The 12935-nt window shown below is 70.4% G+C and carries 11 protein-coding genes; all 11 read right to left on the bottom strand.

All coding sequences use genetic code 11. From position 1 onward, the window contains the following. Positions 1-9 precede the first annotated feature (9 nt). The gene (locus M3Q23_08060; protein MDP9342040.1) at positions 10-2211 is read right to left on the bottom strand and encodes a hypothetical protein; all 2202 of its coding nucleotides are present in this window, start codon (positions 2209-2211) and stop codon (positions 10-12) included. Then, on the bottom strand, positions 2208-4985 hold the full coding sequence (locus M3Q23_08055; protein MDP9342039.1) for a putative baseplate assembly protein: 2778 nt from the start codon (positions 4983-4985) through the stop codon (positions 2208-2210). The genes M3Q23_08060 and M3Q23_08055 overlap by 4 nt, the downstream gene beginning before the upstream one ends. Then, positions 4982-7480 (bottom strand): putative baseplate assembly protein, encoded by a 2499-nt coding sequence (locus tag M3Q23_08050; GenBank protein MDP9342038.1) that lies wholly within the window; start codon positions 7478-7480, stop codon positions 4982-4984. Before M3Q23_08050 ends, M3Q23_08055 begins: the two co-directional genes overlap by 4 nt. Before the next feature lie 2 nt (positions 7481-7482). After that, positions 7483-7839, bottom strand: coding sequence for a GPW/gp25 family protein (locus M3Q23_08045; protein ID MDP9342037.1), 357 nt, complete (start codon positions 7837-7839; stop codon positions 7483-7485). Beyond that, entirely contained in the window at positions 7839-8159 is a 321-nt protein-coding gene (locus M3Q23_08040) for a DUF4280 domain-containing protein (protein MDP9342036.1), read from the bottom strand. Before M3Q23_08040 ends, M3Q23_08045 begins: the two co-directional genes overlap by 1 nt. Beyond that, a complete protein-coding gene (locus M3Q23_08035; protein MDP9342035.1) occupies positions 8159-8656 on the bottom strand; it encodes a phage baseplate assembly protein V in 498 nt (165 codons plus the stop codon). The genes M3Q23_08040 and M3Q23_08035 overlap by 1 nt, the downstream gene beginning before the upstream one ends. A gap of 56 nt (positions 8657-8712) precedes the next feature. Next, positions 8713-9849: a hypothetical protein gene (locus tag M3Q23_08030; protein ID MDP9342034.1), complete on the bottom strand. Its 1137-nt coding sequence runs from the start codon at positions 9847-9849 to the stop codon at positions 8713-8715. Between the two features lie 6 nt (positions 9850-9855). After that, on the bottom strand, positions 9856-10083 hold the full coding sequence (locus M3Q23_08025) for a LysM peptidoglycan-binding domain-containing protein (GenBank protein MDP9342033.1): 228 nt from the start codon (positions 10081-10083) through the stop codon (positions 9856-9858). A gap of 74 nt (positions 10084-10157) precedes the next feature. Continuing rightward, a complete protein-coding gene (locus M3Q23_08020; GenBank protein MDP9342032.1) occupies positions 10158-10829 on the bottom strand; it encodes a hypothetical protein in 672 nt (223 codons plus the stop codon). After that, on the bottom strand, positions 10826-12169 hold the full coding sequence (locus M3Q23_08015) for a prolipoprotein diacylglyceryl transferase (GenBank protein ID MDP9342031.1): 1344 nt from the start codon (positions 12167-12169) through the stop codon (positions 10826-10828). The genes M3Q23_08020 and M3Q23_08015 overlap by 4 nt, the downstream gene beginning before the upstream one ends. Then, a partial coding sequence (locus M3Q23_08010) for a hypothetical protein (protein ID MDP9342030.1) occupies positions 12166-12935 on the bottom strand: 770 nt, incomplete at its 5' end. The genes M3Q23_08010 and M3Q23_08015, both read right to left, overlap by 4 nt.

The following is a 12935-nucleotide window of genomic DNA, read 5'->3' as shown; positions in this document are numbered from 1 at the left end:
TGCCTCCGATCATGTGACGAAGAAGACGCCGGCCTCCAGACCGACCCGCAGGTACTCGGCCAGGGCGGCCCGCAGGGCGTTCCGGCGCTGCGTCTGCTCGAGGAACCGGAACGCCCCCATCTCTCCCCGGTCCTCCGCCCCCTCCGTGATCTCGGGAGGGGTGGCGGCCGAGAGCTGTCCGTAGGCGGCCTCGCCGTAGGCGACGGATGTGAACTGGGGAACGACACGTCCGGCCGAGGCGAGGTCGACCGGCTGACATCGGTATCGACGGGGGGTGTGAGAGGCGGGGGTCAGGTAGGAGAACCGCACGCACCCCGCCTGCCGCCGCTCCACGTCCACGTCGCCGGCGAAGATGCTGTTGCCGGCCTGCAGGGTTCGTGCCGTGCAGGTGCCGAGCAGGGTGGAGGCCTGTACGCCGAGGTTCGACCCGGATGCGGCGATCGCGGCTCCCGCCGCGCCCGGGCCCACGATGCAGTCGGCCAGCTCCAGATCGGGGACGGTGGCGGGCAGGGAGATCGGTCCGCACACGGTCCGCACCAGCCGGATGCCGAGCCGGCCGTTCTGCCTCGTCCGGTCGGCCGAGGGGTCGACGACGAGCCCTCCGCGGGCCGGGACCAGCGTGCAGTGCCGGATGGTGAGCTTTCCGAGGTCACCTTCGAGGACCCGCAGCCGGCCCTCCACGAGGAGGCCGTCCAGGATCAACTCTCCCGGCTCCGCTCCCTCCAGGACCGGCGCCGCCGACACGTCGATGTCCCCCAGGACGTGGGGGCGGACGCCGTCCGGCACCACCTGGCCCCGCTCGCGAACGGGCGGGGCGCCGGGAGACGGTTCCACCTGGAGCCAGTCGGCGGCCACGATGGCGAGGCGGCCCCCCGGCGGTATGATGATGGGAGTGGGGTCGGGCAGGGCCTCCACCACGTACGTCCGGCTGTCCATGACCGCGATGATCCCGAAGGGATTCGGGTGCGTGGCGACGTGCTGGTTCCAGGCCTCGATCGCCTGGCCCAGCGTCCCGGCCAGAACGGTGGGGTCGGTAGCAGCGTCGAGGGCCTGCTGCTCCGTGGTCACGCCGACCTGGAACGTGACGGCGCGGCGGGACGAGCCCAGCCAGGCCTGGACGGAGTCGCGGCGGTTGTACGGACCTCCCCCGAGGTCGCCGGGGAATCCGTAGGAGAAGCTCACCACGGGCTGTCCCCGGTCCACTCCGGCCGGGAAGGCGATGCGCCCGGTGGCCGGGTCGACGGCCACGTCGATCGGTTGGCTCACCTGTCCCTGTCCCGACGGCCCCGGATACAGGCGCTGCGTGGGCGGCCGATCCCAGGCGGACAGGTCGCAGATCATGATCCGCTCGGGAGGGATCTCGGCGAGGGGGTCTCCCACGAACAGGCGGATCACGGGCTCGGCCCCGAAGTAGACCCGCTCGGCCTCTTCGTCCGCCGATCGGGCACGGCGTCGGGCCTCGAGCTCGTCGTGCAGGGGCCGCCGCCGCAGCACCCCGGCCACGTTCTGCTCCTCGGCCAGGTGCGTGATCTCGGTCTCCGCCTGCGGCGCGTTGAACAAGGGAGCGTCCATCGCGAGCGGTCCGAACCAGAACCGGCCGTCCGCCGGTTCGGCCACGGCCCGGGCCGAAGAGCGCCACACCCCGTACGGCTGGAGGCGCCAAAGAAACAGGCCCACGTTCGGGATGTCGTAGCGGCCGGCGGACGTGCTCACGTCCCGGACGTCCACCGTGTGCGCGGCCGCCTCGAACGGTCCGCCCAGCAGCTCGAGGCTGTTCGCGTCGCGGAGGTCCGGTGTGCGCAGGCTCCTCGGGCGCAGGTGGTTCACGTTCTGGTTCCACCCCAGGAGCTGGAAGAACTCGACGGCTCGGGCCGGCCAATCGGTGACGTCCCGGGCCACCTGCTCGAGGACGGCCGCCGTTCCCTTGCGCCGGCGGTAGGCGACCGTATTGGCCACCCGGGCCCGCTGGCTGAATGCGCCCGAGGTCGACGGCTCGATCCCCCGGATCCGCAGGAGATCGCCGACGTAGGGGAGGACCCACTCCTGGCAGGTCTCGACGAACCAGTTCTCGTAAAGGGCTTCGACGTCCCCCTCGAGCACGTCGAGCTGCTCTTCGACGACGGCGAGCAGGGCCCGAAGCGGATACCCCTGGTCCGCGTCCCGGACCCGGTGCACGGCCGGGAGCAACCCGTACAGGCGCCCGGGGGTCACGGGGCGATCCTCGCGACGAGCGAGATCCCGGTCGACTCGAGCAGCAGGAGGTCCCCGGGCTCCACTCGGAGCACGTCGCCCTCCGTGTGCGGCGAGTTCGGCCGGGCGGGCGGGGCACAGGGATCGGTCGCACCGGGATCCACGGCGGGGTCCAGCGACAACCCTTCCAGGATCACCGCCGTCACCCCGTCCACCGACTGGATGGCGGTCACCACTTCGGCGGAGGTGACCCCCTGGCCGAAGGTCCGGGCTTCAAAGGAGAACGCCTCGAGCAGCGCGTCCTGCACGTCCCTCAGCACCCTGTCGGGCAGGTACGTCCGGTCGACGATCACGGTGGCCTGCACACCGAAGGTGCGACGCCGGTATCCGGTGACGATGACGTCCTGCACGGGGTCGCGGAACCGGTCGATGGCCGCGACCAGGTCCAGGTACAGCTGGGAGGAGGAATCGACCTTCTCCCCGAGCGCCCCGGCCACCGACAGCCGCACCACGCGGCGCTGTCCGTCCCACTCCGCCACCGCCATGGCCTTCCCGATGCCGGCGAAGGCCCGGGCGAAGTCCTCGAAGTCCTGGAGGGACACCATCCGATCGAGCGTGACGACGGTGAGTGGGGCGTTCTGCCGCGCGTCCTCGAGCTTCTCCGGCGCGGCCGAGCCCGTGGCGCCGACGGGGTTGGTTACCCCGCGCACGCCCAGGGGCCGCTTCTGCAACAACGTGATGGCGCCGGCCTCCGCTTCGCCCTCCGGCCCGATCCCGCTGCGGTAGGTCGCCGTGACATTCTCCTGTCCGGTGGGGAGTCGCGCGCCGCTCTCGCCGTCGCCGAAGGTGACGGACGCCCGGGCGTCGTCGTCGATCCGCACGATGTAGCTCCGGTCCCGGGGGCCCAGCCCGAACAGCGAGGGAGCCTCGTCCCAGGCCACCTCGTCCACCCGGACAGTCAGGGTGTCCTCGGCGCCGGACGCCGACGGTGCGGACACGAACGTCAGGGGTGGCTTCTTCAGCACGAACCGCTGGTTGGCGACGCTGCCGTCCCCGCTCCCCAGCACCTCCTGCACCGTCTCCCCGTGCGTGGCGCGCACCACGTTCATGGAGACGGTCACGGTGGTCCGGTCGTACGCCCTCGCCAGGGCCCGGGCCAGTACGAGGGTGGTGCGATCCCGTTCCTGGACCACCGTCTGCACGAAGGCCACCTCGCTCACGTCGGCGTCCTCCTTCGGCGCGCGCTCGTACACGAACGAGCCCGACGGGAGCCGCGCGAATCCCTCTCGCGCGTCTCGATCCAGCAGGCCCCAGCATCCAGAGGCGTCGGGCGGCGACACGACCTGCAGCGAGTCCCCCGTCGCGAGCGGCACGGCCTGGTCGTCGCCCGAGGCCAGGAACGAGACGGAACCCATGTTCGCCGTGATCCGGACCCGGATGCGCTTGCCGGTGATGGCGACGGGACGGCCCTCTGCTGGCGCCGTGACGACCTCTCCCAGCTCGACCGTCCTCCCCGCCACCGGCTCCTCGATCGGCATGTCCGCCAGCTCGAGCTCGTCGCTCTGGGCGAGCACGGAGGTCCCTCGCAGCCCGAACCTGCCGAGGTGCTCGGTGGTGTCGATGCCCACTCGGGTCACCTTCGAGGACATGGTGAAATCCGACCGAGCGGTGGGGGCCACGCTCGTCACGCGATACAGCTCGGTCCAGCCCGGCCGGGTGAGGACGAGCCACGAACCCGCCACCACCTTGGGATGGTCCCCGTCCAGGTCCAGGATGTGCGACCCGGGGACCAGGGCGAAGCCGGGCCATTGGTCCGGCAGATCCCTCCGCGGCACGGCGTCGGGATCCCGACCGGGGTACGCGAACGCGACCTGCGTGGACAGCGGCATGGCCCGCCAGTCGGGGGCGTTGTAGCCGAACAGCGAGGTCCTCAGGCGGAGGGCATATGCGTGGGCGTCGGCCTCCGCGGGCAGCGTTCGGAAGCGCGCCGGAGGCGAGCCCACCGGCTCGCCCAGGGGCTTGTCCCAGGTCACCCTGGTCTGGTTCCGCTCGGGAATGGCCGTGACCGAGGTCACGGTCCGGAGGTCCCACCGTTCCGACCCCACGTTCTTCACCGCCCGCTCCAGCCCCACCAGCAGGAGTGGGTCCCCGACCTGGAGCTGGGTGGCCAGGCCCTCCAGGTACAGGGAGGTCATGCCGGCCGCGAGCGGTTGGGGAACGGTCTGGCGGGGGCGCACGGCGTTCCACTCCAGGCGCACCTGTATCTCCTCGACCGTCTCGTACGCCTGGGGCTTCTGCCCTTGCGCGGGGATCGAGAGCACCTTCAGGCCCTTCTCCACCATGGCCGAGGCTGGAGCTCCCGGGGCCTCCTCGACGGTGAAGGCGAGGTACGTCCCGGCGGCCACGCCGGGGTTCAGCTCGTAGCCGATGGCCCGGGCCAGCTCCAGCACCGAGACCCGCTCGGTGGCCGTCCGCAGGTACCCCTCGTTGGCCATTCGCTCCTGGTAGAACGTGACCACGTCGCCCACGAGGGCCCAGGCGTCGAGCAGGGAGATGGAGAAGTCCTCCGTGGTCCGGGAGGTCAGGGACGCCAGGGGCCGCCGGTCTCCCTCCGGTCCGTCCCCGACCGTCTCCAGCGCGAGGCGGGCCAGCATCCGGCGGAGCAACGTGCCGTGCGTCCCGACCCGGTAGGCCAGCGCCGGAAGCCCGGGACGGTTGGAGACGGGGGCGGCCTGGGGCTCCGGCTCGCAGCAGCCGCACAGCTCGGGGCCAGACCCGCCATGGCTCCCGTTCACTGTCCTGCCTCCACCACGAAGTCGATCCGGCCGTTCTCCGGGGCGTTAGGGTCGTTGTCCACCCGGGCGATCTCCAGCGGAGCCATCTCGAGGGCACCACCCGCGAGCTCCCCTCTGGCGGGCTGTCCCCACCGCTGGAACATGGTCGGCGCGCGGTCCGCCGTGTCCACCCACTCCACACCGGGGACGGCCATGGCCCGGGCGATGATGCGGCTGAGGTACACGGGCTGGCCGAACGTGAACTGGTCCGGGTGGAAGAAGGCCGGCCCTCCGGCGGGGAGCTCACCGGTGCCGAAGGCGGTCAGCAACGCGGAGCGGACGTCGTTCGGGTCGTACCCGGCCTTGGCGCAGACCCGGAACACGATGTCGAGCGGGACGAACTGCGGGCCTTCGATCTCCAGATCGAGGCCCGCCATCCGGAAGCCCTCCAGGAAGGAGCGAAGCTGGTCCCGGAACGCGTCGTCGACGGGTCGCCCGCCCCGGCGGTCGACGTAGACGAACACGGTGTGCCAGCTTCCGGTCCACCGGAGCCTCGCCACCGCCTTCTGGACCTCCCGGTGGCGCTGGGCCACCTCCGCGTAGTCCTGCTCCGTGACCGCACGCTTGGGGAAGCGGAACGCCCGCGGCGCGAACAGTCGAACCTGTTCCGTCGATTCGGGCCCGGTTCCCCCCTCGGCCGGGAGCGGGTTCCGCACGCCCGCGATCGGGACCGACGTGACCGCGTGGGCGATGGCGGCGGCGCCGACGTTCCCGGCCGGCCCGTTTCCCACCCGGTACGTGGCGATCAGCCCGCTGGACGGAGGACGCCCGAACACGCCGTCGCCGAACCGGAGTCTCGCCGTGCCCTCGTCGTCGGTCTCGACCACGAACTCCGTGTCGAACCGGCCGCTGGCCAGGAGATCCTGCCGGGCGATCCAGGTCTCGCCCCCTCCGGACAGCGACACGTCCGGAAGCCCGGCCCGGGGATCCTGCGTGGCCAGCCCGGCGGCCGGACGGGACCTGGCCCCGCCGGGATCGAAGGGCTCTCGCTCGGTGATGCCGAAACCCTGGAGCCGGGACCGGTAGGGCCGGTCCGGGGGAACGACGGGCGGGTCGAGCTGCTCCGGAGCCTGGGTGGCCCCGTGGTCGGCCAGGACGACGTTCCCCCAGGCCGTGGTGACGTCCTGGAAGGGGATGCCGTCGACCACCGTGGAGATGCAGAGCGGAAAGGGAAGGGCGTCCTCGTCGAACCACTCGATCTCGACGATGGGTGTCTGGGTCAGTTGGTCGGTCACCGCCGGCGAAGCGGTTCGAACCTCGACCCCGACGACCACCGAGCTCTCCGCCTCCGGTCGAACCGACCGCAGCCTCACCACGTGCCGGTGGGTGGGGTCCGCGTCGGCGGTCAGCCCCGTCCCCGGCCCCACGCGCTCCTCGAAGATCACGACGTCCCCGGCCCGAAGGACCAGCCGGCCGGCCGGCCCGTCGTCCCGGAGCGTGGCTCGGGTGGCCCCGGCGGGCAGGCAGCACTCCTCGTCGTCCCACGTATAGAAGCGCAGCGTGTCGTTGGAGGCGTACGGGGTGATGTCGTGCATCGTCTCGAAGACCTCGGCTCCCCCCCGGACGGCGGCGGCGGCCACCTCCTCGGCGAGCGTCGCCCGGCCGGGATCGACCATCGTCACCAGAGCCGTTCCCGGCCTGGTGCCCGACGGCCCGGGGAGGAGCTTCCCGCTGCCCGCCGGGCCGGCGGTGATGGCCACCCACGCTCGCGCGTTGCATCCGTCGTGCATGCGGTAATCGAGCAGGCGGGCGTGGCGGCGCACCGACACCCGCCTGCGGGCCGTCCCCAGATAGGCCTCCGTGGCCACGGCGTCCTGGAAGTAGCTGAGGTGGTCCCCGGTGTAGGCCAGGACCTCGACCAGGGCCACGCCGAGGTCGGCCGGATTCCGTTCCCGCCATGCCGGCATGACCACGGCCAGCCGGTCCAGCATGAGCTGGCGGAGGCTGGCGTAGTCCCGGGCCAGGTAGTCGATGTGGGGCTCGGGCAGGCCGGGCGGGAGGCACGGCGTGACGTGGAGGCAGTCGAACGGGCTGGGGCAATCGACCTTGAAGACGAACGGGACGGCCGAGAGCTGAGGGTCGAACCCGAGGGGAGGGTTGGGGTCGGAGGGCGACCGGATCAGCCGCAGGGTGTAGGTGGAGAAGTCGCCGGGACGATCCACGTGGACGGTGACCGAGCTTCCCTGCGTCTCCACCAGGGTCACGCGGACGTCGACCACGCGGACCCCGCCGTCCACCACCAGGTTCGATGCGCCGAGCTCCGGCCCGGCGGCCGGGACCGGATCGGGCGCCCCTCCGCCGGGGAGGTTGTGGATGAAGTTCACGGTCAACCGGGTCTGGCCCGGTTCCACCGTCAGATAGTCGATCCCGTTCATGACCGCCGTGCCGTCCGGTCGCCTCGTGGTCCGAACCGCCAGCCGTCGCCCCTCGTTCCCGCACCGGTACTGGGTGGCCATCCTCACGTCCCTCGCGTGAACACTGCCGTTTGCGCCTGCTGACCCTGCCTCGTCCGGTACTGGACGGTCACCCGCAGCGTCGCGTCGTCGCTTTCCACGTCGACGGACTCGACCTGCATGACGTCGCCCAGCCACTGCTGCAGCGCGCCCTGGATGAGGAACTGCGTCGCCGTGGCGACCTCCGCGCTGTTCGGAGCGAAGACGAGCTGGCGAACGCCGCTGCCGAAGGTGGGCCGATTGACTCGTTCCCCCGGCGTGGTGAACAGGACCTGTTCGATGAGGTCGCGGACGTGGGCGTCCCGGTCGGCCTCCGCCGTCCGTCCCCGGCCGTCGATCCGGAAGGGATACGCGACGTCCATCAGGTCCCCAGGACCCGCATCTGGGTGACCACCACCATCAGCGGGGTTCCGGTGGGCGTGCACGTCGCCTGGCCGCTCTGCAGCAGGACCGGCTGGCCCCCCGCCAGGACGCGGGTCGCCCCACTCATCCACGTCGCGGTCACGCAGGGTCCGTTGCCAGCCGGAGGGACGAACGCGCACCCGGCCACCACCCACGGCGCCGACAACGTCGTGACGGGTTGTCCCCCCAGCAGGACTCGCGGATTGGGAGCCGTCGCCTGGGCCTGGCCCCCGTGGGAGCACATCACCGTCGCCCCCATCTGCACGACCGGAGTCCCCATCAGATGACCTCCAGGGCGCCGTCGTTGATCGAGACGCTGGCGGGGGTGAGCGAGACCTTCGCGGCGCCGTTCGACAGCTCGATGCCGCTCGAGGAGAGCGCGATCTTGAGCGGGGTGGCCACCGCGGGAGGGTTGACCTCGATGGTCAGCCCCCCGGCGCCGGGCAGATCCGAAAGCGTGACCGTCATGGCGTCCGTCTTCAGGACCTTCATCTGGGCCAGCGCGGGCGACGCGGGGACCTCGCCAATCCCCCAGAAGCAGCCGCTCCAGATCGGGTAGTTCGTGTCGCCACCCTCGAATTCCACCCACACGTTCGCGCCCACGGGCGGGACCAGGAAGAGCCCCACTCCGGAGCCGGCGAACGGGACGCAGGGCATGGCCCAGCTCATCTGGCCGTCCCCCAGCACGGCCGGAACAGAGACCTGGACCCGTCCCAACTGCATGGGGTCCACGTTGTTCGCGACCTTCCCCCGGTACTTGCCGTAGAACTGCGTCATCCGATCAGCCTCTCTTCCGCCGGTCCGGCCGTGCGCCTCGGCGGCGACCGCACCGGTCACGGGGTCACCGCGGGGGTGGTCGACCCCACGCCCTCTCGAGTCAGGGTGAAGCGCTGCCGGTACTCGCCTCGCCGAATGGTGTGCGTCACCCGCTTCACGTAGAAGAACCCGTCGTGCTGATAGCCCGCCCCCCGCAGCCCGACCAGCGCGCGGGCCTGGAGGAGGTCACCGTAGCGCGTCGCGTCGAGTTCGCCCTCCGCCACCAGGGTGTCGCTCGATGCGTCGGCGGTACCCTGGGCCCGGGCCAGGGCCTGGGCCATGTTCAGGCCCGTCTGGCGAAACTGCACGGTGCGCACGTTGGACTGGGTCGCCCACGACGGCAGGGCCGCCAGCGGCGGACGGGTGACCGCGACGGACTGGACCGTCACCGACTGGTTGGTGTTGCGATCCTGGACGCTTCCGGCCACCCGGGTCGGCCCCAGCGCGTCCTGCTGAAACGAGAGTGATTCGACATTGGAGTCCGGCCCCATGTTCACGGTGAGGGCCCGCTGCGGGACCGAGAGCCGGGGCGAAGGTCCCCAATACGCGATGTTGGTGAACGGAGCCGGGCCGGGGCTCACGAAGAACACGTAGCCGTATCGCTGGGCCATCTCGTTCAGATACTGGAGGTCGGTTCCCTGCTGGACGGGGACGCGCTCGATCGGAATCGGCGGGTCGACCACGAGGGGAGGGATCACCGTCGGGATCAGCCCGTACTGGGCGTAACTGGCGATGATGACGTTGGCGATGATCGTCTCGTCCTGGGCGGGGTGCTCCGCCGACTTCTCCTCGAGGTCCATCATCACGCTGACGTCCTCACCGGTGATCGTGACGCTCGATGCCCCCACGTCCTCTGCCGGGGCGAGCTGCCGGTGCGTGATCACACCGTCCATCAGCACGCGGGGAACCCCTCCCAGCGTGGCGATGAGGATGACCCGGTTGAAGGGCTCCAGGAGCGATGTGGCGAGCAACGGATCGTCCACGATGTCGGCGGGGCCGCTCCTGGCGGTCTGAAACGTCATCTGGAATCCGGAGCGCCCCTCGTCGCTGTGCGTGACCTCGATGGAGTCGATGGCCTCGGTGAGCGCCGGAGGGGCCGGGGACGCGACGGTGGGACCGATCAGGAACGTGACATACGTCCCGAGCGCCGGCATCCGCGCTCAGGCCTGCGGTACGGGCACGAGGAGGGTGACCCCCGCCCGGAGGAGGTCCGGTGGGTTCATGGCCGCGTTCGCGTCGCACATCCGCCAGAACTGGGTCGGGTCGCCCAGGTACCGCGCCGTGATGTTGTCGAGACGATCCCCCTCGACCACGGTGTGCGAGGCGAGCGCGACCGACGAGCCGGGGGCCGGGAGGAACCGTCGCCGCACGTACCGAACGTCCCGCACGGTCCCATCCCGATCGGTCACCGCAACCGTCGCGGTGGGCAACCTCGCGTACCGGCTGGTCGGCGAGAACACCTCTAGCCTCCGATGGTGACTCCGGCGCTCACGGAGCCGGAGGCGGCCGCCGCGGCGTTTCCGATGCTACCGATGGTTGCCATGACCTCCTTCATCACCTGATGGGCGAGGAAGAGGTAATAGCCGGGGTCGGTGATGGACAGGTCGCTGTAGGACAGCACCCGAAGGCTCAGGGCCACCTTGGCACGAATGGGGTTCAGCCCGACGTCGTACGCCTCCTCGGTGATCGTGAACCCGGTCAATCGAACGGGCAGGACCCGCTTCACCCCCCACACGAACAGGGTCATGGGTGCCTCAGGAGCGATCGTCTCGATGGTGCCGAGCGTCGTGAGCACCGTGTTGGCGATGACCAGAGCACTTTTCGGGTACAGCAGCATCTCCAAGGCGGAGAGCTGTGGATAGACGCCCATGGTGGAGGCGATCCCGTCCCCCGTCTCGAGTTGGTCCACCGCGTCGATCTCCACGGTGAGGCCGATCGTCTCGACGGGCGCGCCCTTCAACCGAACGGCTTGGGCCCGGCCCCCACCGCCCGCTCCCGTGGTCTGCGCCTGAAGCTGGCGGGTCATTGAATCAGGGTTGTACTGGAAGATGACAACGCTGGCGAGCGGGTTGAACGGATCAATGCCCACAATGGCGCCCTTCAGCAGTCGCGGCGATCCGGGAAATGTCGTCATCCGATCGGCCTCCCGCTTCCCCTCCCCTGGTGTCGAATTCGCCGACGACGTCCCTCGGAGTCATAGCCCCCCATCGGCTGGTCCGTCAAGGGGTCGGTTCCGAATTCCGTCTCTTTCCGGCCGGAAATCATTCGGGGCGGAGGCAAGTGGACGTTGCCACCGGCCTGATTTCGGTGCACGGCCGTCGCCGCCGACCCAAAGTTCAGATGCCATACGCCGGCCCCGCCTTCACCGAGATCCAGCGGCGCACCGGAATGCCGCAGGCGCATCACGAGGTGGGCCAGCGCCCGTGCTTCCGCTGGAGACAGCGGTGGACGGAGACGGGACAGCGCGTAGTACGGCGTTCCGCCAGGCGACCCGATATCCGACGAGATCAGGATGCCGAGCGATGTCCTCACCAGCTCGATGTCAGCAGGACGCGCCGTTCGCATCGGCCCGGCCCCGGCCTCCTTCAGCTCGGTCAGGGCCCTCGCGACCTCATCGATGTGCCGAGCAGTGAGCAGCTTGGACCATGCTCCGTGTGCACTGCGCCGCCACATCGCCACCACGCCTGTGGTGATGGTGGTGCCGAGCGCCCCTACGAGCGGCCAGAATTGCCCCGGCAGAATCCCCGTCAGTCCCGCCCCTGCCACCCCCCAGGACAGCGCCAGGGAGGTCCACTGGGCTTCGGAGAATCCCCACAGGTATGGCCGGGGCGGGTCTCCCCGAGCGAACTCCAACAGGAACCGCTCGATCGCGTACGCGGAGAGATACCAGAGCAGAGCCGCTCCGGGCGCCGCACCACGTGCCACGAGGACTGCCCCGACCGTCACGATCACGACGAGGCTCGCGGCCTCGATGGCCTGGATGGGAAAGAGCGGCACGCCGACCATGTGTCGCGGGAAGCCTGCGGCCGCGTGCTCGTCGCGGTACCGGACGCCCCTTGCCCACGGGCGACCGTGGCAGCACCCGGCGCTCAGGCACCCGACGCGACCGAACGCGATGAACAGACCGACCCCGAGAACGGTGGCGTCCAGGTAGACGAGGATGGGCTGGCCGAGAAGCCACAGCGTGAGCGCCGAGAGGGCCAGGACCGCGATCAGGTGGTGATACAGAGTGAGTGACTCCGTCCCCGTGATGACCTTCGTGGCCATGGCCAAGGCAAGGAAGGTGACGATGGCGACGACGGCCACGACGAGCATGGGCCAAGTGGGCGCTCCTCGGAACGCCACCAGCTGCAGCGCGAGGGCTATTGATGCGGCCAAGCCGACGTAGCCCGCCAGCCGAAACAGCGATCGGGGCCGGCCGAGCAGGACGACCTGCGGAAGGACCATCCCCCCGCCGAACCAGCGCGCGTTCACCGAGCCCCCTCCTTCGCCTTGACCTCACGCACCTGAGCGTCGAACTGCTTCAACTTCGCCAAGAAACGCGCGTCGTACTGGGGCTCGTCGTAGATCTTCGCTCCACCGAGGAAGATCTCTGTCGGCTTCACGGACTGCGTGTGGCCGGTTGTGATGTCAGCGCCCGGGAAGCGGTTCGTGAACCACACGTGGAGGAGCTCGTGGAAGATGGTGTCCGCGATCCCGTCGGGCTCGGCGTCCACCACTCGATCCCGCCACTCGCGGGTGCCGCGCGCGTCGATCAAGACGAACTCGCCCTTTCGGGTGCCGGCTACGGCGTAGATGTTGTACCGGCCCGCCCCCACCTCTCGGTAGGTCCCTGCGGCGGTGCGATCGCGGCCGGGAAGGAATGCCCCTTCCGCGACGAACACGACCATCGCTTTGATGCCGCGGGAGGCGAGCCAGGCCAGGACCTCGTTCGCGACGTCGGTTTGACCGAACAGATGGATCGCCTGCTCCACGTTTGCTTTGGTCAGGCCGGCTTCGAAGAAGCTCTTGTCCAGGACGCGGGGGATGCCCTCCGCCGTTCGCGGCTGCGCCGCCTCCTGATCTGTCGTTGTCGGAGCAACTGGGGCCACCTCGGGCTGCGCCTTCGCCGGCGTGGGTCCGGCCACCGGCGCCTTGGGGGTGGTGGCACACCGCTGCAGGCCGAGCCCGGAGCGCAGCCGGGGCATGGCCGTGCGAGCCAGGCGGACCAGGCGCCCCCCCGAGTCGTGGGTAGCCACCA

The organism is Actinomycetota bacterium (genome assembly GCA_030774015.1).
Classification (GTDB): Bacteria; Actinomycetota; UBA4738; order UBA4738; family JACQTL01; genus JALYLZ01.
This window is presented reverse-complemented; position numbering and strand designations above follow the sequence as displayed.

What these genes read in the sequence shown, in the direction of transcription:
- M3Q23_08050 (MDP9342038.1), bottom strand. Translation starts at nt 7,480, where the DNA reads ATGGCCACCCAGTACCGGTGCGGGAACGAGGGGCGACGGCTGGCGGTT.
- M3Q23_08035 (MDP9342035.1), bottom strand. Translation starts at nt 8,656, where the DNA reads ATGACGCAGTTCTACGGCAAGTACCGGGGGAAGGTCGCGAACAACGTG.
- M3Q23_08045 (MDP9342037.1), bottom strand. Translation starts at nt 7,839, where the DNA reads ATGGACGTCGCGTATCCCTTCCGGATCGACGGCCGGGGACGGACGGCG.
- M3Q23_08020 (MDP9342032.1), bottom strand. Translation starts at nt 10,829, where the DNA reads ATGACGACATTTCCCGGATCGCCGCGACTGCTGAAGGGCGCCATTGTG.
- M3Q23_08040 (MDP9342036.1), bottom strand. Translation starts at nt 8,159, where the DNA reads ATGGGGACTCCGGTCGTGCAGATGGGGGCGACGGTGATGTGCTCCCAC.
- M3Q23_08030 (MDP9342034.1), bottom strand. Translation starts at nt 9,849, where the DNA reads ATGCCGGCGCTCGGGACGTATGTCACGTTCCTGATCGGTCCCACCGTC.